Genomic DNA, 23,214 nt, shown 5'->3' on the forward strand with positions numbered 1-23,214 from the left:
TATAAACATCTGAACAGGAGTCTGGATCATGAAAAGTGCATTGGTTGTAGAAGGCGGTGCAATGCGCGGCATTTTTGCGGCGGGTGTGCTAGATACGTTTCAGCTTCAACACTACAATCCGTTTGATATGGTGCTTGGTGTGTCTGCGGGTGCCACAAATGCAGCGGGTTATGTAACAGGCAATGCGCCTCGAAATCGTAAAATTATTACCCGCCTTGCTACACAACGTGAGTTTTTTAATCCCGTTCGCTTTATGTTGAAAGGCCATATGACCGACGTGAAATGGCTGTGGCTGGAGGCGCAGGCCCGGTATCCTATAAACGCGGAAGCCCTGGCGACATCTACGCCGTTAATTGCTGTTATAACCAATATGCGCACTGGTGAGCCGGAATATCACCGTGTTACTGCTGACAACATAGATGTGTTAATGGAAGCGACCTGCGCCTTACCGATGGCGTATCGCACGCCTCCCCGTTATCAGGGAGTCCGCTATGTCGATGGCGGTGTGACAGACGCCATTCCGGTGCAGTACGCCTATGAGCAAGGTTTTAAGGACATCACGGTTATACTCAGCCAGCCCTGGGGTTATCAAAAAGCCGAGGAAAAAGGTACCTGGGTCGCCAACAAAGTGTTTGCCCGCTACCCAAAACTGATACAAGCCATACAGCAACGTGCTACGCGCTATAACGATACATTGGCATTTATTGCTTCACCGCCCACTGACTGCCGGATTAATGTTATCGTTCCGCCAGCAGAGTTCGGTGTCGGCAGGTTGACTATGCGCCGCGATAAACTTATTCACGGCTATCAGATGGGACGTCACGCCGCGCAGTCTTATCTGGCTCAACTGCGCGACGTTGCGGCTTAAATAGTTATCCCGCTATACCGCTAACTATCCGTATTCGTTACTGGCAGACCTCGTGCCGCTGTATACACATCTACAGCGGCACTCAGCGCGCTCTGGTAGCGATTGATTACGTTCAACTGGGCGCTAAACCAGCTGCGCTGGGCATTGAGCAAATTCAGGAAGTCGCTGTCACCCGACTTATATCTGGCCTGGGCTAAATCGTACAACCGTTGATTGTTTTCCAGTTCAATCAAGTCCAATGCATACGCTTCACGCTGAAAACGATAATTATCTGCTGCATCCTGCATTTCCTGCGCAGCGCTGATTATGGTTGTCATCAGGTTATTGAACGCAATTTGAGTATCCACGTTGGCATCCCGTTCGGCTTGTTCACGTTTGCCGTTGTCAAACAGCACCATGGCCGAACTTAGCGCTGCCGAGAGTGACCAGCCGTTGGCAAGATCGGTAAGATCTGACATGCCCAGATCCGCGCTTAAACTCAACCCTGGTAAACCGGCAATACTGGCCTGATAAACACTAATGTCCGCCAACTGAAGCTGCAAAAAGGCCGCGGCGACATCCGGGCGCTGACGCAATACACTGGCAGGCTGTTGAACGTCAATTTCCGGCAATGCCAGACTATTCACCGGTGCCGTGAATTCGCGCTGCTGAAACTCGCTGTCGGCCAACAATGCAGCCAAGGCGCGGTTATTAATGGCTAATTGATTCGACAGACGCAATACCTCATTTTGGGCACTTAACAGCGTGTTACGCTGCTGCGCAAGCTCTATGCCCGATGCGCTACCAGCGTCGTACCGCAACTGAATTAACGACAGTAGCTGTTCTGATGCTGCCACATTTTGCTTTGCTATGGCTAAGCGTTGTTGCAACGACAACTGAGTAAAATACGCATTGGCGAGCTGACGCTGCAACAGCACAGACTGGTTTCGAAGTTGCGCCTGGCTCACATCAATATTCAGCGTTGAGGCCAGAATACTGGCTTCACGCGAACCCCAAATATCCACGTCATAACTCGCGCCTATTGATGCCGATGAGCTCAGTGACGTAAGGCCTGTATCCAGGTTTTCGCCACCGCGACCACTTAATCGTCCCGACACGGCAGGTAAATTATCGGCTCGAGTCTGCCCCAGTTGAAATTGCGCACGTTCTACACGCAACGACGCCGTCGCTAAATCCAGATTCTGCGCGGCGAGTTGCGCCATTAGCGCCGATAACTCTGGTGAGTCGAACCCGTGCCACCAGTTCGTATCTACCGATACCGTTGCAGTGATCTTTGGGTTTGAGAAGCTCTCAGGCAGTTGCACCTCCGGAAAACTCCGCGATGGCTGCATACTGCATGCACTTAATATAAAGACAGCGGACATGGCTAACGAAACGGCAGCAGCACGCGGGCTAAAATGAACAAAACAGCGTGCCATAAATTAATCCTCTGCCAACGCATCAATAGGGTTTAGCCGGGCAGCCTTGTGAGCCGGCGCAAAGCCAAACAATACACCCACCGCCAACGACGTAACAAAAGCCAGAACAGGCGGTAATAAGGTATAGGCCACCGAGACTGAAAACTGTGACAGCACGAAAATCACGGCATACCCCAGAAAAATGCCTACGCAACCGCCCATAACACACACCACCCAGGCTTCTATATTGAACTGCTTTAAAATGTCGCCGGGTTTAGCGCCGGTCGCCATGCGCAGCCCGATTTCTCGTTTCCGCTCCGACACATTCACCAACATAATGTTCATCACGCCGATACCACCAACAAACAGCGATATGCCCGCAACAGACGCCAGCAACCAGGTCAGGGTATTCTGGGTTTCTGTGACCGCTTCAACCAGTGAATCCGTGGTCCGCACCATTACATCTTCCTTGCCATGGCGTGCCGTTAGAATGGCAAGAGCTTCTTCCTGTACGCCAGATGCAGCTTCTGTCGACGCCGCTTTAATGGTGATGCCACTTAAATACGGGCGTCCAAAGGCCTTTAAGCGCCCAGTAGAGATGGGGATTAAGACTTCGTCGTCCATGTCGTTACCGCCTGCACTGGCACCTTTGGATTTCAGTACCCCAATCACCTGATAAAACGCATTTTTCATTAAAATGTATTCGCCGATAGAGCGGTATTTATTTTCAAACAGGGTTTCGGCTACGGTATCGCCTATCACGACCACCGGCGCATAACTGTCGACATCTTCATTAGTAAAAAAGACGCCCTGAGACATTTCCCAGTCTTTGGCATAAAAATACGCAGGCGTGGTACCGGTTATCCGGCCTGAGAAGTCATTTTCACCATAGCGCATGGTGGCGCGCGTACTTCGCTCTGGCGCCACATATAAGGCACCCTCTATTGCTTCTAGTGCTTTTGCGTCTTCTAAGGTTAGCGATGCGATATCACCTGAACTTCGAATATTGCCGCCGCCGGGACGAATCGAAATCAGATTTGTGCCTATGGTTTCAATACGTTTGAGCACGTCCTGCTTTCCGCCCTCACCTATTGCCATCATGGTAACCACCGCAGCGATGCCAATGATGATGCCAAGTAAGGTAAGTAACGTTCGAAACCAGTTTAGCCGCAGCGATGAAAACGCCATGCCCAGTGCAGCGCCAGTTGAAATACTGGGAAAGACATTAACCTTAGGCGGTTGTTGCTGCTCAGACTCAACTGACTGCATTTCTGCTGCGCCAGTATCTTCCACAATCTCGCCGTCAAGCAGCTTCACCTGACGTTGGGCGTGCTCCGCGACTGCTGGATCGTGGGTGATTAGAATAATTGTCACCCCTTCCTGGTGTAGTGATTTAAGCAGGGCTAGCAACTGTTCGCCGCTGGCTGAATCCAGTGCACCGGTAGGTTCGTCGGCCAGGATCACTTCAGCGCCATTAATCAGCGCCCGGGCTACTGACACTCGCTGTTGCTGCCCGCCCGACAATTCGCCAGGACGATGGGTAATGCGATCCTCAAGCCCAAGTTTACCCAGCAATTGCGCTGCGTGAGCATTACGCTCAACCTCGCTGGTGTTGCTGTAAATGGCTGGTAGCGCAACGTTTTGTTGTGCCGTTAACGTCGAGAGCAACTGATAGCGCTGGAACACAAAACCAAAGGTTTTGAGCCGTAATGCAGCCAGTTGGTTGTCATCGAGATCCGCCACAGACTGGCCGTGAATCCGATAAGTACCTGCACTGGGTTTGTCCAGGCAGCCCAGAATATTCATCATGGTGGATTTACCCGAACCCGATTGCCCCATGATGGCCACAAACTCACCTTTCTGAATGGTAAGCGACACCTGTTTGAGTGCCGTGACTTCTGCACCTTCAGACTGATAACTACGACTGACGTTATCCAGTGAAATTAATGGGTTAGAAGCCACCACGACGCCCTCCGCCAGGCATGCCCGGCGGCATTCCCGGTGGACCATTTTGCTGTCCGCGCTGACCTCGTGCAGCAGCACCGCGCACACCCACCACGACCTGCTCGCCTTCGCTCAGACCGTCAAGGATCTCAGCAACGGTGCGATTTCTAATCCCCACTTTGACCTGGCGCTGTTCATTGCCCTGCTCGGTAACAACCAGGACAAACGGATTTCTCGGCGGGCCTTTTATGGCGGCCAGAGGCACCAATAACGTATCTGTTTTTTGTTCCTGTACAAAAAACACCTGGGTGGTCATGGCGTCCATGAGCGCCCCGCTATCGTTCTGTATATCAATGAGCACCTGATACAGCACAACATCATTCACCACGTTTGGCGTCGGCAGCACCTGACGCACTGTTGAATGGTAACGCGTTCTGGTATCGCCCAGTGTAGTGAAATACACCGGCATACCGGGGTACAGTTTACCTACATCAGCTTCAGACACTTCGGCCCGAACGGTCATGGTGTTTAAGTCTGAAATTTGCAGTAGTGTGGGCGCATTTTGATTGGCGTTCAGGGTTTGGCCCTGACGCACTTTAATCGTTGCAACCGTTCCCGCAATGGGTGCGTAGATTTTCGCAAAGCCCAGTGTTGCTCTGTCACCCTCTAGCGAGGCTTCATCAGCTTTGATTTGTGCGATCGACGCGCTGATCTTTGAATCCAGTACACGCACATTGGTTTGACTGGCGTACACTTCGTCTTCACTCACGGCATCTTGCGCGTGCAAGCGTTCGTTACGTTTAGCGCGCAATATGGCCAGCTCTCGTTCAGCTTTCAACTGTTCAAGCTGTGCGCGCTTGTTCTCAAGGTTAGCTTCGGTTTTTTGTACCTGGGTACGAAACACCGTGGCATCAATGTCTACAAGTAACTGGCCTTCGGTAACTACGTCACCTTCTTCAACATAAATCGCATCAACCTGGCCAGAGACCTGCGCCCCTACTTCCACGTAACGTTTAGGCTCAAGTTGCCCGGTGGCCACTATGGTTGTCTCTATATCGCCGCGACGCACAGGCGCCAGCAATTGTGCCTCGTCGTTGGCTGCAGGGGCATAAATGCTATAAAGCGCGTAAGCAGGCGCGCCAATAATAATCAGCAGCAATGCAATTTTAATTACCGGTCCGTATCCCTTCAGCATTGCTTAATCACCCTTGTACTAATCACTGATATCACTCTGTTATGTCTATAAAATGTTGCTATTTGAGCGACATAGATACGCTATAAATCACACAAGTCAAAGGACCTTAACGTATCTTTACACTTGGCTTTCCCATAGCGAAACTACGGGTTGTGATCAGGCTTCCAGATTAGTGAGGATCTGCTGTTGAGTAGAATTCAATGACTGATAAATCGCCTCACGGGTGGACACGGTTAACAGTAATAACTCCTGATAGGCAGCTTGAGCGCTTTGCAGCACCCGGGCTTTGTCTTCTTCGTAAGTCGCAACCGTAACATCCAGTGCGGTGAGTTGAGCGCGCGTCTGCATAAATTGCTCTCGCGCTGTTTTGGCACTCTGCTGATACGTTTCCAGTGCTTGTCTGATAATGGCTTGCTGGTCGGGTGATAGCGCCAGTTTAGCTGTCATGTCTGCCAGGCTATTTTCTATATCACCTGCACTGAACCCGGCAATACGGTTGTTTCTTCCGCCTTGCCCGCTATTGCCGCCCGCTCTTTCACCCTGAGCATTCCCGCCATGTGTATGACCACCGCTCGGTAGTGCGCCGCTGCTTTGACCGCCACGGTTACCCTGACGCTGAGCACGTTCACCGGCCAACATTTCACTGCTGTCGCCGCCGCGATTTCCACCTCTTTGACCACCGGCTTGCTGGCCACCATGTCCTCCTTGACGCTGACCTCCAGCCTGTGCGCCACCGCGGTTCCCCTGTTGACCATTGCCCGCTTGAGCGCTTTCTGTATTTTGTCCCTGCGCGCCTTGTCTTTGTCCGCCCTGACGATTACCGCCCGGCTGTTGCACTGCCTGACGCTGGCCCATACCTTGTTGATTGTTGTGACCGCCTCCGGCAGATGCCCCTGCGGAAGGCGAAAGCCAATTCACTGCAACTACACTGCAAACCACACTCACCATGGCAATTAATAAAAGTTGTTTCATGACACAATACCTGTTGATTTTGACGGTTAAGGGTTAGATTTTTTTGCGATAAACGGCAATGCCGACGTCAACGCACGGCTGACCTGCTTTTCCAGTTTCGATTTTTTACGCACAAAGCTGGTAATGCCGGCAACCACCATGACAAGCGTTAAGCTCATAGCCGTCAGCATGATAACCAGATAGAGGGGCGTAAGGCCTCGGCCTGTGTGTAAAGGCAGCAGCAACTCATAAACCTGTTGCCCTGCTGGGTAGTCGGCAAAAGCCTGATGCCCTAAATAGGCACCATTGATTTTGTCGATATAGACGACCGATCCGGCCAGACCAAACCAGTCTCCGTTGGTATGAAAGCGAAATTGCGCCGCATTAGCATACTCGGGCGGCGTTCTGCGTCCCGCAGACATTGAAACACTGACCAGCTCACCATCGGGGAACACAGATTTGGCGGTGGAAATGGCATGCTTCCACCCTGTTGATACATAAACAGGCTGCGCGGGGGATGTTTGACTCGCAGGCTCCGGCAATAACAGCGACTGTGCAATTGCACGGTAAGTAATGCCCGCCCCGGTTATCGCAAACAGCAAAATAAACACCACGGTAACAATACCGGCTGTTAAGTGAGAGAAGTAATAGCTGGATGCTTTGTTGTTGGTAGGAACCAGACGTTTAAGCTTAAAGGTACGCTTATGAGGCCACCACAGGTAAATGCCCAGCAGGCTGATAGCCAGACTGATTAGCCCTACCCAGGCAACCCACTCTGCGCCGGACAATCCCGCCGTCTCTTGTCTACCAAGCAAATAATTGCGGTGCAGGCGCAGGACAAACGGGAAGAATCCATTCCGATCACTGACTTCATGGTGTAATAACGTAAGATCACTGGCGTAAACATAGCGTTCACCCCGCATAATCACCGTAAACACCGGCTGAGTCTCGTTAGGCAATGCTATTTGTCGGGCACCCGAGTGACGCTGTGCCAGTATATCGATGCCCAGCGTCATTTCTCTATCGCTCAGGGTCACCTGCGAGGCAGGATATCCCTTGAGCATATCCAACAAGTCATCAAACCCCGTCACAATGCCGCTAAGCACAGTCAGGGTAAACAGGATCCCCAACGGAAATCCCACCCACCGATGAAGCGTGATCAGAAAGCGTTTCATTGTTTAGAACTTATACTCAGCAGTCAGCTTGATGTTACGGCCGGGTTGGTAGGTCGTGACATCTTCGCCATCTGTGTTAGTCGTGATCGCACGCTTTGCGTAGAGTTCATCAAACAGGTTAGCGACTCGCAATTGAAGCAGCAGATTATCGCTGAATTGGTAAGACGCGAACACGTCAAATATACGGTAATCTTCACGGTAACGTTCGACATTTCGCTGAACATAGCGGCGATCCTGACGTGATGTCATGTCGATACCCACACGTGATTTACCGTCGAACAAATACGTCCCCAAGGTGGCATTTAAGCTGGCAGGTGCAATGTCAGCCAGCTTTGCACCGGTGCTGTCGGTACCATCCAGATTTTGTGCACTGACAACAGCAAATAAGAAATCACTGGTGTAGTTGAATGACACTTCAATACCGTCAATCTCGGCGTGATCGATATTTTGGAACTGATTAATCAGCACCGTATCGTCGCTGCCGTCACCGTCAACATCAAATTCAGTCTGGCCGATTTCTTGATGAGAAATCATGTCTTCCACATCGTTTTTAATATAACCAACCTGGAAACTCAGCTGATCGCTACTGGTAAACAGTGCGGTGCGGTTATATTTGAAGCCTGCTTCCCAACTGTCGCTGCTCTCGCCTTTCAATGACTCGTTAGGTTCCAGCATAGAACAGCTTCGACGTCCACACACTGGAGCCGGGTCGCCTCGGCCAAATGCTTCGTGCACCGCTGGGCTTCTGAAACCAGAACCAACAACACCATAAAATGACAGGCCTTTGGCCGCTGTTTCTTCAAACGGAGACCAATTCACATTGATCTTAGGGGACACTGCTGACTCGTTAATCGAGGTGCCTTCATTGGTATTTTCAAACTTGTCGAAACGCAAGCTTCCCACCAACTCCAGGGTTTCACCGATATAAACTGTGTCACTGATATAACCACCCAACTGAGTGCGTTCACGTTCGATTGGCAAGCCACTGGCATTGGTATAGGCTGTCAGTACGTCGTCGTAGGTGTAGTCGATACCAAAGCGGATTTGATGCAGCACGTCATCGCTCTGTATCAGGGTGGCGATGTTTTCAAGTTCCGCATAGGTGGTTTCTACACCCCAGATAGAAGGATCTGTGTCACCTTCCGTTAATCGCCAGCGCTCAGTCGACGTTTGTGAAACACGCGCCTTCAGATTCAGCCAGTCGTTGTCTTCCGGATTAAACGCATACATCAGGCTGTACGTTTCGTCAGTGAGTTCAGTGTCAGACGGTGCACTATATGCGCCGCTACCTGTTGTGGTTCTTGCGGTATAGTCTTTTTCCAAACGCTGGTACGACGCTTCAACGCGCTGTTCGTCAGTGGGTGTGAATACCGCTTTAAAGAGGCCATTTACGTCCTGAGTGCCGGTTGATCCTTCCAGCGTTTCACGACCTTCACCGTCTTCGTATGGATCTGTATCGCGCGCGATAATCGTGGTGGATACCGCCCACTGATCGTTGATGATTTTCGCGCCGTCAACACTCACATACTGACTTTCGCCATTGGTTTCGATACCACCGCGCAACGTCAGGCCCCAGTCTTTGTCGCCTGCAATGTCTTCCGGGTCTTTGGTTTCAAACATCACCACGCCACCTAGTGAGCCGTTTCCGTATACGTTTGATGCCACACCAGGAATTACGCTGACGCTTTTATACATATCGGGTTCAAGCCAGGTACTGCCTGCTCCCCCGTGACGAACCAGGTTGAAGTTCTTTGGCGCGCCTTCAACGCGCACACTGATTTGGTCTTGTGAGAAACCGCGAATATAAATCAGTGAGCTTTGTGGACCACCTTCTTCATCTATTTGAATACTGGTTGTTTTGCGCAGCGCATCAGCCAGGGTAGTCGCCTGCTGAGCGCGAATATAGTCGGATGTAATTACTTGTGCGCCTTCCACTGCGCTAACACGCTGACCGTCAACTTCCACAATTTTGTCGACATCAGAGGCGTTTGCTTTCACCTCTACCGTAGGTAGCTGTTCTTCTTGTGCTACCGCACCGGCAGCCATAGTCATTCCAAGCGCAATCGCTATTGGATGCAGTTTCATGTGTTAACCTCAATTGAGCGAATATTTAATAGGTACCGTCATGGTTGACGGTAAAAGATGGAGAATCTGAGATTCTGGTTGTGGCAACCTCAGGTCGGCGAATAGTTCGCGTGTACTGCGGTTGAGATAACGGCTTTTCGCCTTTTTTATTATTTCGAACTGACTGACCAAACCATTGTGATTCACTTCAAATCGAACGGTAACCACCCCTTCGATTCGGCGAATTTTGGCTTGCTTGGGGTAAATTTTCTGAGCGTTAATCGCAGCGTAAACCAGTGCTTTGTATTCGGCCCAGGGCAAAGCAGCATCGTTATGTTCGCCCGCGACTGAGGCTTTCTCTGCATTGTCACCCTGTTGACCTAATGAGGCTTGTTGCGCGGACTGCGCTTGTTCTGCCATCTCTGGTTCAGGACTTGCCAATTCTGGCTCGACGTCATTTACCGGCTTAACCTCAACAGCAGGTTCTGATGCTGCAACCTGTTGTTCTGGCACTTCGCTTGCTTTTACTAACGCTTCATTTTTGTCGAGTTGTTTTGGCTCTACTGGTTGTAGCGGCGGAATTTCATCTATTTCAGGCGCAGGAGCCGGGTCGGCTTCGACAGGCTTTTCCAACACTTTTGCTATAGCATCATCGTCTGTACTTGCTTGCGGTTCGACAACCTTCGGTTGTTCTGGCGCATCGGTCAGTTCAGGTAAATCAGACGCCGGCTTAGGCTCTACGTCAGACTTTTCAGGTTTTGGTGGTGCTACTAAAACCAGTCTGGCCGCTTGCTGAGATACCGCTGCGGTTAATCCTGTCGCCGTTGTTTCCATGCCTGACGTAACCTGAGTTCCCCAGAATAATCCGGCAAAAACCGCACCATGTACCACTACCGACGCACTGAACCACACAACCTTCATTGACTGGTCCTCTCGGTAATAACGGCGATATCGGTAATGTTGCACTTGGCCAGTTTGCCAAGCAGGACATTGAGTGTTTTACCTGTGATTTGGGCATCGGCAAAAATGACGAGCGGACTATACTGTTGCAGTTCATGTTCACAAGGGTGGCTGACCACGTTTTGCCGATACGTCAGCTCACCTTGCTGATCAACATATAACCACTCTTCTGATTCCGCCTTAATGTCGTCTACGGTTCGGATTTGTTGGGGTGCCTGAATATGCGCTTGCTGTGGCTTTACCAGCTTGCCTGTCATCAGGAAGAAGATGAGCAACAAAAACACGACATTAATCAACGGTAGTACTGGCTCAATGTCTGGCTTGTGAGCGGCTTTCACCATTAACGAAGGCTTCATTGCAAGCCCCCTGTTGATGCTTCACTACCACCATTCTCATTCTTAACGGGGACAGCGAGCGAGACAGTCAAACCCGAAGTAATAAACTTGTCGTGCCAGTGCATCACTTGTTGAAGTGTTGCAGATGGCGCGTAACCTACCATCACCCTATCAGGTTGGCGTTGTAATAGGTGATTCAGCACGTCTTTACAGGATTGTTGGGCTGACTGCCATTCGCAAGTATTGTTGTCTAATACCGTTATCGATTCAGATTCAACGACGTTAGCACCACGCTCGGTTTGTTTTTGTAAATTAATCGGGTTCTGTTGGAACTGTTGAAACTGCATCACCAGCATGAAAAAAATCAACAGAATAAACACCACATCAATCAGTGGAGTCAGTCCTATCGAAGGTTTTTTTCGGGATGGTGACAACAACATGACTTAGGCGCCTGCGGTAGTATCAACAATAAACTGATTTACTCGCGCTGCACTTTGCTCGACTTTTTTGTCGAGCATGTGCCAGGCCACAAGGGCGGGAATTGCTACCAGCAGGCCTGCAGCGGTTGTTAGCAAGGCTTTCCAAATACCACCAGCTAAGACTGCCGGATCGATCTGCCCTTCAATTTGAGAAAGGGCTGAAAAGGCATCTATCATCCCCAGCACAGTGCCAAGTAACCCCACCAGCGGCGCTGCTGCGGCGATGATTTCCAGCGGGCGCATAGACTGCCTGAACTGAGTAAATTGTGTGTAGGCGGCAGCCGTCAGTTTTTCCTGCAACGCTGCCGGTTGTAAAGAGGTGTTGTTGCCTACAATCGTTTGTAAACAGGTAATTACCTGTGATGTTGATGAAGTGGTATCTGCTGGCACAACGACCGAACGTGCTTGTACCGACAAAAAGCCAATGGTTGCCAGTGAGTACACAGACATCACTATTAACAGCCACAGTACCCATCCACCCTGAACAATGACGTCCATGAATACCTCCCGAAATCAAAACTCATTAATGATAACGATTTGCATTTGTAATTCAATAAGCATTAAGATTAATCTTTAGTTTAAATTGCATGAATTTACGTAAACTTGGTGCTCAAATGCATTAAAAATGCGTCATTTGGTGAGGAATTTTGTAGGGAAATGAGCCTTTTGCAGACTGGATCGGCAAGGAATTTAATCGCTTAACGCAAAAGAAAATTACAACGAGAAATGAATAAGCTGTTCTATACCAAACAATAGGCCGCCGATAAGTCCACCAACCAGGGTGCCGTTTATGCGGACTTTCTGCAGGTCTTTGCCAATATTTAATTCAATTTGTTGAGATAATTGTGCTGCATCCCAACTTTCAATGGTTTTACGAATGTGCCCAGCCAGGAAATCAGCCATTTCTGGTGCGGCGTAACGCGCAGCCTCACCAATGTGGTGATCCACAGCCTCTTGCAACGCTTTGTCCTGCGCTAACTTAGTCCCACTGGCCTGTAACCACGTGGTTAAACGCGTCCGAATCTGGCCATTTTTTGCTGCAATGTCACTATCCAGCCACTGTCGCATTTCAGCAAAAATACTATTCAGATACTGCCCGACTGTTTCACTGTTAAGCAGGCGATCTCTGAATTCATTCAGTTTTTGTTGTGCATCTGCATTGTGTTCAAGATCATCGATAAACCTGGTGAGCTGAGTGTTTAATTCCACCCGAATCGGATGCTGTGGATCCTGATTAACGTCAGCCAAAACATGTGCCAGAGCACTTACCGCAATGCCAGCCCCTTGCTCGCTTAGCCAACTGGAGGGCAGAATTTTCTCCAGCCTTCGATGTTCGGTTTTCAGCCATTCGGTGAGCTTTTCAGCGATAAATTGCTGGGTCGTTTCCTGCTGCAACGATTCCGAAAGTTTATCTAACAGCTTGTTTAGCAGCTTCTGGTGCCGACCGTCCCGGGTCATCACCTTTACCCCGCCAGCCACAATCGCCCCCAGTTCAATGTGACCCAGGGCTTTTTGAACGCCTTTGTGCAATGCCGCTCTTACCGGCGCATCGTCTATAACGTGTAACAGTCCGGCAAGACTATCGGTGATGTACTTTGCCAGTCGCGCTGCGTTACTTGATTGTTGTATCCACTCACCCATGGCTCGCGCAGGGTGACTGCCTGAAATCAGGCTTTCAATGGCATCGTTATGAAAAAACTTTTCTTTCACAAATACAGCCAGGTTCTGCGCAATAACAGACTGGTTGTTCGCCACAATATTGGTATGTGGTATTGGGTGTGACGCGGGTATGGGCCTGAACAATGCGCTCACCGCAAACCAATCGGCGAGCCCGCCCACCAATGCCGCTTCACTTATCATTTTCACTAACTGAACCCACCACAATGCGGCGTTGTCAGGCGCAATTGTTTGCAAAACGGTCAAGCCTACAAACACTATGGCGGCGCCAATCAACCAGGCTAATGCCTGGCGTTTTGCGTGTTTAAGTTGTGCCGCTTTAGTTACGTCTACCATAAGGAAGTTAGTTCAGAGGGAAGCACTATTGGCCGACCGACAAAAGCTCGTGAGAGTATTTTTCAACCACGCCGCCTTTACCCACGCCAATACAGCCTTCATCGGCTTTACAAGCAAGGCTCCATATATTGCTTTCACTGACTTTTTGCCATTGTTTAGTCTTAGGGGATAACGCAAATACGCCCTGAGGATTGCTGATCAAAATAGACGGTATCGCATTGTGGCTCGCTGAGAAATACAGCGCCGAACCATAAATAGCGCCTTTTAAGGGCGGTGTTGGCAGTGCTTGCCAAACAGATTCCGTTAGGTCGAACGTAAACGCGGTGGCTGGTTGTTCGTGCTTTAAACTGCCGCCAAAGGCGTACAGGGTATTTTCAGAGACTTGCAAACTAAACATCCCTGCGGCTTCACCACCTTCGAACAAACTGCTAATACGCTGCCAGTCCTGCTGCCCTTTTTTTAGCAATAATGCAGGCTTCCCACTATTGCCTGTGCCTGCTGCCACCAAGGTTTCATTTGCGGTAATACAAGTACCACTGGACGCAAACCCGCCCTCTGAAGGTGCTGCGTTGAACGGCAGCGCTTTTCGGGACCAATCCTTCCCGGCATTCTGAGTGTGCAGAATGTACAAACCTTCATCATCTGAGTCGCCGTACAGCCAGCCCTCGCCACCACGAGTAAAGGACATACAGTCAAAAAACACGTGCTCGTGTTCACCTTGCTTGACCAACTGCCAGTCGTTGCCCTTTGACGCTGAATAGTACAATCTCGACTGTTCACCCTCGCCTGCACTCATTACGACAATATGGCCATCTTCAAACCACTGATTATCGCGAAACTGCAAGGCTTCTGTGCCCATAGGTAAGTTAAGTCGGTTAAAATTTTTCCCGTTATCATGAGACAAATACACGCTGCCATGAGTCCCCGAAACCAATACCGTATCGTTTGTCCAGGTAACGGACTGAAAGCCAGCCAGCTCGTCTAACACCGTGGAAGTCACACTTGCTTGTGCTGCTGTAGAGCCGATGAATAAGGAACCGGTGAGTATGGAGCCGATGCAACCGGCTGTCGCCAGTTTATGTACTAGCGTTTTGAATGCATTACGCTTGGTTTTGTGCTGAAGCATAAGTTTATAAAATTAAACAATAATACATACACTTTGCCACACTCTGGCAGCGAAGAGAACGTATCTCTGTTATAGTACATCTATTGTCATACAAATTATCAGAAACGAAGTTACTCCGTTCATGGCTAAACCCAAACCTATTGTCGAAATCGTGACCTATGGTATTCACTCAAAGTGGGATGCCGACGATAAAGCCCTGCCTAAAATTAAAACTTTCACTAATCATATTCCGTTAGAGCTGGATATTGAGTTTGGATTCATAGTGAATATCAAACGCGCTAAAAACAGCAAGGTACGCTACTGCATTTATCATCCCGACATTCCGGATGAAAACGGTATCCCCATGCCACCCTTTGATGGTGAAGAATACGTCCGCTCCAACAACTGGGACTTTTATTTAGGCGATACGCTATGGGAGCCGCTGGAAAACAAGGTAGGCGACTGGCGCATGACGCTGGAACTTGAAGGTAAAATTATCGCCGACAAAACATTTACCGTTGAGGACGATTTACCCTACGACGGCGCCCAGTTCTGGCAACGTGGCAAGCCCAAGCTGCGCCGCTAGTAGAATAAAATGCCTGCCAGCAATGCGGGCATTGTTGCACCGAAATGAATCAAGCCATCAAAAGGTAAATTAATATATCGTATAAAATTCAACTGGATAGACAGTACAGTTAGCGGGAACAAAGCTTGCAGTCAGTGCCTGACCAATAATAAAAGGAAGGCGTTGATGCAGGCATTTATTGAAGGCATGCCCAAAGCAGAACTTCACGTTCACATTGAAGGTACCCTGGAACCGGAGCTAAGTTTCGCACTTGCTGAGAAAAACGGGATTGAATTACCTTTCGACAGTCCCGAGGCGCTGATAGCGGCCTATGATTTTCACGATCTCCCCTCTTTCTTAACCATTTATTACGCTGGAATGAGCGTACTAATCGACGAATCCGACTTTTATAAACTCACCTGGGATTACCTGGAGAAAGCAGCATCACAGAACGTTGTATACACCGAGATTTTCTTTGATCCTCAAGGCCATACTTCACGCGGTGTTGCGTTTGAAACAGTCATAACGGGTATTAGAAAAGCTCAGGTCGATGCAGAACAAAAACTAGGCATCCGCAGCCAGTTAATTATGTGCTTCCTGCGTGACATGTCTGCAGAGTCTGCCATGGAGCACCTGCAAATGGCCAAGCCTTACTTGGGTTGGTTGGTTGGCGTCGGGCTCGATTCAGACGAATACAACAATCCACCGGTGAAATTTAAAGACGTGTTTGCTCTGGCAAAGCAATGGGGCCTGAAGCTCACTATGCATTGCGATGTGAATCAGAAAAACACGCTAGACCATATCCGCCAGGTTATCGAAGTGATTGGCGTGGACCGGATCGATCACGGCGTTAACTCCCTTGAGTCAGATGAACTGTGTGAGCTTATTGTTGAAAAACAACTTGGCCTGACTGTATGTCCGGTGTCCAACCGGTTTGTGGTGCAGTCGTTAACCGCGAATGAGATTCGCACTATGCTGGACAAAGGCATGCTAGCGACCATCAACTCTGACGATCCGGCTTATTTCAGAGCCTATATGAACGAGAACCTGATTGAACTGCAGCAAGAAGGTGATTTCAGCCAAAGTGAACTAAAAACACTCATGGCCAACGCCTTTAAAGTGACATGGTTACCGGAGGAGGACAAAGCGGCCTATCTGGCGAAACTTGACGCGTATCAGTAACAAAAATGCATAAATTATTGATGTGGAATAACACTGGCAATCGGCGGTTTCACCGATTAGTGTTAGCCGCATTGGATTAACCTGTATTGATATAGTGTTGGAGTTATCATGAATTTACCGTCTCCGTATTTATTGTTTGTTGGCGATGCTACCGATCCGCTTAGTATTAAAATGGCGAAAAGTGCTGCCGACTGGAGTCCGGAAAAATGTGTTGGCGAATTTGCTTTGCCCGGCTGTGAAGTCACTACAGGGCATCCTCGTATGTCTATTCAGGAAGGGGTAGACAAGGGCGCAAAAGCATTCGTACTTGGCTTTGCTAACAGCGGTGGCTTTTTATCAGAACACCTGATTGCGCCTATACTTGAGGCGCTGGATGCAGGCCTCGACATAATTAATGGTTTGCACGACAAGGTGTCTGACATTCCGGAAATAGCAGAGAAAGCGGCAAAGCTGGGTCGACAGCTTATTGACATTCGCCACCCTACAACCAAATTTAAAACCGGCAAAGGCACACCTCGCTCAGGCAAGCGCTTGTTAACTGTAGGCACAGATTGTTCGGTTGGCAAAATGTATACAACGCTGAGTTTGGCCAAAGCTATGCAATCCGCGGGAATGAATGCCACTTTTCGGGCAACAGGCCAAAGCGGCATATTAGTCGCGGGCGCCGGTATCGCGGTGGATTGTGTGGTATCGGACTTTATCTCCGGTGCAGTTGAGGCGTTGTGCCCGGCCAATGACGCAGATCACTGGGATCTGGTAGAAGGTCAGGGTTCGCTTTATCATCCGGCTTTCGCCGGTGTGAGCCTGGGGTTACTGCACGGTGCACAGCCCGATGCGCTGGTAATTTGCCATGCGTTAGAACGTGAACACATGCGCGGCCTGCCAGGACGTCCACTGCCCTCCCTTCAACAGGTTATTGACTTAAATCTGCAGTGCGCCCGCGTTACCAACCCTGACGCCAGGGTGATTGGTGTTTCAGTCAATACCTCTGCCGTATCAGAACAAGAGGGATTGGATTATTGTCAGTCAGTCACCGCTGAGCTGGGACTGCCTTGCGTAGATCCGATTCGACACGGCGTTCAGCCACTATTGGAGTTGCTTGTATGAGTATACAGTTTTTGGCGTTTGCCGAAGCTTTCCCGCTTGCCCGGGAATTTCGTATTTCCCGTGGCGCCAAAACCCAGGCTGATGTGGTCACGGTCATTGTTACTGACGGTCATTACTATGGCTGGGGCGAGTCTGTCCCTTACGCCCGGTACAACGAGAGTATTAGCAGTGTGCTGGCACAACTCGATAGCGTTAAAGATCGCGTGGCAACGTTAAAAGACACCACTGAGTTGCTATCGATTCTACCGGCAGGCTCTGCCCGCAATGCGCTCGATGCAGCATTGTGGGACCTGCGCGCGAAGCAAACGGGTAAATCCGTTTACGCCCTGACCGGGCTATCTGAAGTAAAGCGCTGCTACACAGCGCAAACACTCAGTATTGATACGCCAGACAATATGGCAAAACAAGCCCTTGAACTGAAACAAGCACCATTAATTAAGATTAAACTCGACGGTGAATTGGTTCTGGAACGCCTGGCTGCCATCAGTCAGGCATCACCAAAAAGCCGGTTAATTGTGGATGCCAACGAAGGCTGGAGTCCCGCACAGCTAAGTGACTGGCTCCCCGAACTCAAAGCTTTAAATGTCGCCCTTATTGAACAACCGGTTCCCGACACCGATGATGCCTCATTGGCAGGCTTGAATCCGGATATCTTGCTGTGTGCCGATGAATCCTGCCACACAAGTGAAAACATCGACACACTTGCCAACTACTATCAGGCAGTAAACATTAAGCTGGATAAAACCGGCGGGTTAACCGAAGGTATTCGTGCACTCAAGAAGGCCAAAGATGCCAGGATGCAGGTGATGGTTGGCTGCATGGTCGGCTCTTCACTGGCCATGGCGCCGGCATATTGCTTGTGTGAATCGGTACAGTTTGTGGATTTGGACGGCCCGTTACTGGTTGCTCAGGACCGCGCTGATGGTTTCACGTTTGAACATGGCCGCATGTCGCAACCCTCTCCATTTTTATGGGGATTACCAGGCCAGTATGGTCAGCAGTTTCTCGCAAGCACCTGGCAACATCACATGACGGAAGAAGCCTTATAAGGCTTCTCCGGTCATTGCCAGTAATAAAGACCATTCATGTGGCGTCACTGGCATAATCGACAGCCGATGGCCTTTTTTCACTATGCCTAACTCGGTAATGTCCGGGTTCGCTTTAATTGCCTGTAAACTCAGAACCTGCTTGAATTTTTTACGAAATTTCACATCAACACTAAACCAGCGAGGTGCATCTGGATTCGACTTCGGGTCGAAATATTTTGATTCCGGATTAAATTGTAACGCATCCGGGTAACCTTCCCTTACCACTTCGGCAACTCCGGCTATGCCCACCTGCTTACAGCTGGAATGGTAAAACAGTACCAAATCGCCCGTCTTAATGTCGTCACGTAAGAAGTTACGCGCCTGATAATTACGTACGCCGTCCCAGGGTTCCGTTTGATTTGGTCGGTCTGCCAGATGATCAATACCAAACACATCGGGTTCCGATTTAAATAACCAGTAGTTCATGTCATGTTCCCTAACTTGATTGCGGGCAATTTTACCCCATATATCTTAAAAATGTATGATTAACAGGAATAAGTATGTCTTCCGTTCATCTGGTATGCCCGGCGTGTCAGGCAATCAACCGCAGCCCGGTCGCCAAACTTCAGGACGCCCCAACGTGTGGCAAGTGTAAAGCAAGTTTGTTACCGGCTTCCCCAATCACGCTAACCGACGCAAACTTCCAGCGTTTTGTACAAAAAAGCGACCTGCCGGTTATCGTTGATTTTTGGGCCGACTGGTGTGGTCCCTGTAAAATGATGGCTCCCACGTTTAATGCTGTGGCGGCAAACATGCAAGGCCTCGCGATTTTCGCCAAAGTGGACACCCAGGCCAACCCAGGTATCAGCCAGCAATTTCAGATCCGCAGCATTCCCAGTTTATTGTGCTTTAAAAGCGGAAAAGAAGCCGCGCGTCAGGCAGGCGCAATGCCTCAACAGGCCCTTACTCAGTGGGTTCGGCAGGTCATTTAAACTGTCACTGAGGTCATCATAAAAGGCTTTACACTTTGCTGACATAGTTCGGAATATGGGTTGCACCTGACTCTGTGCGCCGCACCCGTTGGTACGGCAACACGTTAGGAGATTATTATGAATATTCAATCGGCAACGTCCTCGGTGTTTCAAACCGAACAAACCATGGCGACAAATCAAATTAAACCGCCCCCGCCGCCCAAGCCACCTGCACAAGACGAATTGTCAGACTTCATGAGCCAGAGCCGTGATGATGGGGCTGTGCAAAGCTTTATGCATGACATTATGGCAATGGAACAAAGCGGCACCTTCGACGCAGAACAAGTTGCGGCGATGGCGCCGGCTTCCCTGCAACAGTATGCTCAGGAAAACGACATTGATTTAGCTGAATTTTTTCAGGCTAAACACGATGCATTTCAACAGCGACAAAGTGCGACTGACGATTCAGAAAACAGTGAAACTGTCGCAGCACAAACCTACCAGGCAGTAGAAACTACTCAGTCGCCACAACAAACCTTACTGGACAAATTAACCGGCAGCATTGGTGTGAATACCGTTGCCTGAATTGGGTGTAAGTTACCGCAATGAACCGGCAATCCACTGCCGGTTCTACCCTGTCATTCCGGCTTAACGGGCAATCCTTGCCAAACTTGCCGTACAGAACACCACAACGCTATATCCCAAGCGCCGCATTTGCTATACTACGCGGGTTTTAATTTTCCTGAAGATACCATGCAAGCAACCATTAAGGCTGAGCGCGGCCTGTTCTCTTACCCTAAATACTGGGCACATTGTTACGGCAGTGCGCCGTTTTTACCTATGTCTCGTGCAGAAATGGACGAATTGGGATGGGACAGCTGCGACATTATTCTGGTCACTGGCGACGCCTATGTCGACCACCCCAGTTTTGGCATGGCGATCATTGGTCGTCTGCTGGAAGCTCATGGATTCCGCGTTGGTATCATTGCGCAGCCCGACTGGAAGAACAAAGACGACTTCATGAAGTTGGGCAAGCCGAACCTGTATTATGGTGTAACGGCGGGCAACATGGACTCCATGATCAACCGCTACACGGCCGACAAAAAGCTTCGTCACGATGACGCTTACACGCCAAACAACGAAGGCGGCAAGCGACCGGATCGCGCAGTTACGGTGTATTCCCAGCGTTGCCGCGAAGCCTACAAAGACGTCCCTATTATTATTGGTGGTATCGAAGCCAGTTTGCGCCGTATTGCGCACTATGACTACTGGTCTGAAAAAGTCCGCCGTTCTGTGTTGTTCGATGCAAAAGCGGATCTGCTGATGTTCGGAAATGCCGAGCGTCCGCTTGTGGAAGTGACTCACCGCCTCGCTGCGGGGGAAAATATTGCCGACATTACCGATGTACGTGGCACCGCGATTATTGTGAAACAGGCCCTGCCGGAATGGCAAGGTGTCGATTCAACCTCGTTGGATCGTCCGGGCAAAATCGACCCGATACCAAGCCCGTACATAATGGAACCGGATTGCGACGGCAACAACGAAAACAAAGAAGCCGCTTCGACTGCAAACGAAGCCAAACCCATCGTGGTGCAACCGGCTGAGCGTCGCAAGCCCTGGGAACACGTGTATGTAAAACTGCCTGCCTTTGAGGTAGTCCGCGACAACAAAGTGCTTTATGCCCACGCCAACCGCATTTTGCATCAGGAAACCAATCCCGGTTGTGCCCGTGCACTGATGCAGCGTCATGGCGACCGCCACATCTGGATCAATCCACCGGCAATGCCGCTGGAGACAGAAGAAATGGATGCTGTTTTTGATTTGCCGTACCAACGTATTCCTCATCCGGTATACGGCAAGGCGAAAATCCCCGCGTATGACATGATTCGATTCTCAATCAATATCATGCGGGGCTGTTTCGGTGGTTGTACGTTCTGTTCTATTACCGAGCACGAAGGACGCATCATTCAAAGCCGTTCGGAAGACTCTATCATTCGTGAAATAGAACAAATTCGCGATACGGTGCCTGGATTCACCGGCGTAATTTCTGACTTAGGCGGCCCGACAGCCAATATGTACCGATTGCGTTGTAAGAGCCCTAAAGCTGAAGCAACCTGCCGTCGTCCATCCTGTGTGTACCCTAGTATTTGTGCGCACATGGACACCGACCACACACCTACGATCAATCTTTATCGCCGGGCGAGAGAGTTACCGGGGATTAAGAAAATCCTGATTGCCTCCGGCGTTCGCTACGACCTGGCAATCGAAGATCCGGACTATGTAAAAGAATTGGCCCTTCACCATGTTGGTGGTTACCTGAAGATTGCGCCTGAGCACACCGAAGATGGCCCGCTAAGCAAAATGATGAAGCCGGGTATGGGCACCTATTACCGGTTTAAAGAGCTGTTTGACAAATACTCTCAGGAAGCCGGTAAACAACAATACCTGATCCCGTATTTTATTGCCTCACACCCGGGCACCAGCGATGAAGACATGCTGGCGCTGGCTATCTGGCTGAAAGAAAACCGCTTTAAGCTGGATCAGGTACAAAACTTCTACCCTTCACCGATGGCGACGGCGACAACCTTGTACCACACCGAGGTAAACAGCCTGCGTAAGGTGACTAAAGACAGTGAATCAGTCACATCTGCAAAAGGTGAAATCCATCGCCGCTTGCACAAAGCCATGTTGCGCTATCACGATCCGAAGAACTTTGCCCAAATCCGTAAAGCCTTGGTTAACATGGGCAGAGAGGACCTAATCGGTCGCGGCCCTCAGCACCTGGTGCCGCCTGAAACGGCCGAAGAAAAGCGTCAACGTGCACCTAAAGGGCGTAAAGGCGAACGCGCTATGACAAAGCACACCGGCTTCGGTAAATACAACCGTCCCAAAACCCAAAAAGGCGGAAAAGCCGTTTCAAATGGGAAAGGTGGCAAAGGGAAACCAAACGTTACACGATAAAGTTCGCGTATCCACAAACAGTAGCAGACACTGAACTTTCAGCTACACTTTGCGTATAAGCGATTTGTTGTAATAAATGGAATAGTTATGGTTTGGGGCAAGTATTCAATCAGGGTGGATAATCAGGTAATGATTATTCACTGCTACGGTAGTTGGAATGCGGTTATCGCTCGACAGTTTATTGCGGAATTCAAAGAAACCGCCCGTTACCTTTACCACGCGCCATGGGCGCATATCGTGTTCTTTGACGACTGGGTGTTATCCACGCCGGACTGTGAACAACCTATCAATGACATGCTCACCTGGGCGGTCAATCATAAAATGACCCACTCAGTGCGTATCTACAGAGAAGATGCGCTGAAAAGCTATCAGTTAAACCGAATGATGGACGAACAGGACACCAGCCATGTGATCCGTCATTTTTATACCGAAGAACAGGGATTCAACTGGTTGGCAGAATGTGATTACCTGGTTGAACAAGCGCGTATTGTTGCCTGACCTCTCCCCCTCCCTCTGCGCACTGCTTCGTAAATATGATTTGCATCAAGGCATTGGGCATCATAGCTTTTTACAATAGTCATAGTGAATAATCACTGTGACTATTGAGAAAGGCAGTTATGAATATTGAAAAACACGATCTGGTACACGAATTCCCGGACCACCAGCACACCATTCGTCATCTGAAAATGCACGACCGTCACTTTGCAAAACTATTTGAGCGCTATAACAATCTCGACGCCGACATCCGAAAACTAGAAGAAAACGGACAGCCGACCACAGATCAAGTGCTTCACGACATGAAGAACGAACGCGTTCAGTTAAAAGACGACTTATTCTGCTTCATTCGCGAAGCGGAAACCGCCCAGTAATTTCTGGCCGGAGGCGTCTTTGCAAATTGTGCAAAGACGCCTCCC

23 protein-coding genes are annotated in these 23,214 nt (G+C 49.8%); 10 read left to right on the forward strand and 13 right to left on the reverse strand.

Annotated features, from left to right (window positions below; translation table 11 throughout):
• Positions 1 to 28: 28 nt before the first annotated feature.
• Positions 29 to 868 (forward strand): patatin-like phospholipase family protein, encoded by an 840-nt coding sequence (locus tag BUB81_RS09060; protein ID WP_073321719.1) that lies wholly within the window; start codon positions 29 to 31, stop codon positions 866 to 868.
• 20 nt (positions 869 to 888) lie between these two features.
• Here BUB81_RS09060 and BUB81_RS09065 read toward each other — a convergent pair whose 3' ends face one another.
• From BUB81_RS09065 to BUB81_RS09120, 12 genes are all read right to left on the reverse strand, one after another.
• On the reverse strand, positions 889 to 2,286 hold the full coding sequence (locus tag BUB81_RS09065) for a TolC family protein (protein ID WP_073321722.1): 1,398 nt from the start codon (positions 2,284 to 2,286) through the stop codon (positions 889 to 891).
• 3 nt (positions 2,287 to 2,289) lie between these two features.
• Positions 2,290 to 4,227 carry an ABC transporter permease gene (locus BUB81_RS09070; RefSeq protein WP_073322780.1) on the reverse strand — a complete coding sequence of 646 codons (1,938 nt, stop codon included), beginning with the start codon at positions 4,225 to 4,227 and terminating at the stop codon, positions 2,290 to 2,292.
• The gene (locus BUB81_RS09075; RefSeq protein WP_073321725.1) at positions 4,217 to 5,404 is read right to left on the reverse strand and encodes an efflux RND transporter periplasmic adaptor subunit; all 1,188 of its coding nucleotides are present in this window, start codon (positions 5,402 to 5,404) and stop codon (positions 4,217 to 4,219) included. The genes BUB81_RS09070 and BUB81_RS09075 overlap by 11 nt, the downstream gene beginning before the upstream one ends.
• Before the next feature lie 156 nt (positions 5,405 to 5,560).
• Positions 5,561 to 6,376: a hypothetical protein gene (locus tag BUB81_RS09080; protein WP_073321728.1), complete on the reverse strand. Its 816-nt coding sequence runs from the start codon at positions 6,374 to 6,376 to the stop codon at positions 5,561 to 5,563.
• Positions 6,377 to 6,402: 26 nt separating this feature from the next.
• Positions 6,403 to 7,530: a PepSY-associated TM helix domain-containing protein gene (locus tag BUB81_RS09085; RefSeq protein ID WP_073321731.1), complete on the reverse strand. Its 1,128-nt coding sequence runs from the start codon at positions 7,528 to 7,530 to the stop codon at positions 6,403 to 6,405.
• Between the two features lie 3 nt (positions 7,531 to 7,533).
• Positions 7,534 to 9,615 (reverse strand): TonB-dependent receptor domain-containing protein, encoded by a 2,082-nt coding sequence (locus tag BUB81_RS09090; RefSeq protein WP_084526387.1) that lies wholly within the window; start codon positions 9,613 to 9,615, stop codon positions 7,534 to 7,536.
• 9 nt (positions 9,616 to 9,624) lie between these two features.
• A complete protein-coding gene (locus BUB81_RS09095; protein ID WP_073321737.1) occupies positions 9,625 to 10,515 on the reverse strand; it encodes a TonB family protein in 891 nt (296 codons plus the stop codon).
• Positions 10,512 to 10,910: an ExbD/TolR family protein gene (locus tag BUB81_RS09100; RefSeq protein WP_073321740.1), complete on the reverse strand. Its 399-nt coding sequence runs from the start codon at positions 10,908 to 10,910 to the stop codon at positions 10,512 to 10,514. Before BUB81_RS09100 ends, BUB81_RS09095 begins: the two co-directional genes overlap by 4 nt.
• Entirely contained in the window at positions 10,907 to 11,329 is a 423-nt protein-coding gene (locus BUB81_RS09105; RefSeq protein WP_073321743.1) for an ExbD/TolR family protein, read from the reverse strand. Before BUB81_RS09105 ends, BUB81_RS09100 begins: the two co-directional genes overlap by 4 nt.
• 3 nt (positions 11,330 to 11,332) lie before the next feature.
• A complete protein-coding gene (locus BUB81_RS09110; protein ID WP_073321746.1) occupies positions 11,333 to 11,866 on the reverse strand; it encodes a MotA/TolQ/ExbB proton channel family protein in 534 nt (177 codons plus the stop codon).
• 216 nt (positions 11,867 to 12,082) lie between these two features.
• The gene (locus BUB81_RS09115) at positions 12,083 to 13,381 is read right to left on the reverse strand and encodes a DUF445 domain-containing protein (RefSeq protein ID WP_073321748.1); all 1,299 of its coding nucleotides are present in this window, start codon (positions 13,379 to 13,381) and stop codon (positions 12,083 to 12,085) included.
• A gap of 25 nt (positions 13,382 to 13,406) precedes the next feature.
• A complete protein-coding gene (locus BUB81_RS09120) occupies positions 13,407 to 14,507 on the reverse strand; it encodes a beta propeller repeat protein (protein WP_084526389.1) in 1,101 nt (366 codons plus the stop codon).
• Between the two features lie 121 nt (positions 14,508 to 14,628).
• On the opposite strand from BUB81_RS09120, the gene BUB81_RS09125 reads away from it, so the two are divergent.
• The 4 genes from BUB81_RS09125 to dgcA all read left to right on the forward strand — a co-directional run bounded on the left by BUB81_RS09125 (position 14,629) and on the right by dgcA (position 18,389).
• Positions 14,629 to 15,072, forward strand: a complete 444-nt coding sequence (locus tag BUB81_RS09125; RefSeq protein ID WP_073321751.1) for a DUF3859 domain-containing protein — start codon at positions 14,629 to 14,631, stop codon at positions 15,070 to 15,072.
• Between the two features lie 165 nt (positions 15,073 to 15,237).
• Positions 15,238 to 16,233: an adenosine deaminase gene (gene add, locus BUB81_RS09130; RefSeq protein ID WP_073321754.1), complete on the forward strand. Its 996-nt coding sequence runs from the start codon at positions 15,238 to 15,240 to the stop codon at positions 16,231 to 16,233.
• A gap of 108 nt (positions 16,234 to 16,341) precedes the next feature.
• Positions 16,342 to 17,340 carry an N-acetyltransferase DgcN gene (gene dgcN / locus BUB81_RS09135; RefSeq protein ID WP_073321757.1) on the forward strand — a complete coding sequence of 333 codons (999 nt, stop codon included), beginning with the start codon at positions 16,342 to 16,344 and terminating at the stop codon, positions 17,338 to 17,340.
• Positions 17,337 to 18,389 carry an N-acetyl-D-Glu racemase DgcA gene (gene dgcA, locus BUB81_RS09140; RefSeq protein ID WP_073321760.1) on the forward strand — a complete coding sequence of 351 codons (1,053 nt, stop codon included), beginning with the start codon at positions 17,337 to 17,339 and terminating at the stop codon, positions 18,387 to 18,389. Before dgcN ends, dgcA begins: the two co-directional genes overlap by 4 nt.
• On the opposite strand, the gene BUB81_RS09145 is transcribed toward dgcA, so the two are convergent.
• The gene (locus BUB81_RS09145; protein ID WP_073321763.1) at positions 18,384 to 18,854 is read right to left on the reverse strand and encodes an EVE domain-containing protein; all 471 of its coding nucleotides are present in this window, start codon (positions 18,852 to 18,854) and stop codon (positions 18,384 to 18,386) included. The genes dgcA and BUB81_RS09145 overlap by 6 nt on opposite strands.
• Before the next feature lie 74 nt (positions 18,855 to 18,928).
• On the opposite strand from BUB81_RS09145, the gene trxC reads away from it, so the two are divergent.
• The 5 genes from trxC (at position 18,929) to BUB81_RS09170 (ending at position 23,169) form a co-directional block, all read left to right on the forward strand.
• Complete coding sequence (gene trxC, locus BUB81_RS09150; protein ID WP_073321766.1) at positions 18,929 to 19,360, forward strand: thioredoxin TrxC; 432 nt, start codon at positions 18,929 to 18,931, stop codon at positions 19,358 to 19,360.
• 117 nt (positions 19,361 to 19,477) lie between these two features.
• Positions 19,478 to 19,924 carry a hypothetical protein gene (locus BUB81_RS09155; RefSeq protein WP_073321769.1) on the forward strand — a complete coding sequence of 149 codons (447 nt, stop codon included), beginning with the start codon at positions 19,478 to 19,480 and terminating at the stop codon, positions 19,922 to 19,924.
• Positions 19,925 to 20,092: 168 nt separating this feature from the next.
• Positions 20,093 to 22,300: a YgiQ family radical SAM protein gene (locus BUB81_RS09160; RefSeq protein ID WP_073322784.1), complete on the forward strand. Its 2,208-nt coding sequence runs from the start codon at positions 20,093 to 20,095 to the stop codon at positions 22,298 to 22,300.
• A gap of 87 nt (positions 22,301 to 22,387) precedes the next feature.
• Complete coding sequence (locus tag BUB81_RS09165) at positions 22,388 to 22,798, forward strand: hypothetical protein (RefSeq protein WP_073321774.1); 411 nt, start codon at positions 22,388 to 22,390, stop codon at positions 22,796 to 22,798.
• A gap of 119 nt (positions 22,799 to 22,917) precedes the next feature.
• Entirely contained in the window at positions 22,918 to 23,169 is a 252-nt protein-coding gene (locus tag BUB81_RS09170; RefSeq protein ID WP_073321777.1) for an HP1242/YdcH family protein, read from the forward strand.
• Positions 23,170 to 23,214: the final 45 nt, after the last annotated feature.

The sequence above is a fragment of the Marisediminitalea aggregata genome (genome assembly GCF_900129565.1).
GTDB classification, from domain to species: Bacteria; Pseudomonadota; Gammaproteobacteria; order Enterobacterales; family Alteromonadaceae; genus Alteromonas; species Alteromonas aggregata.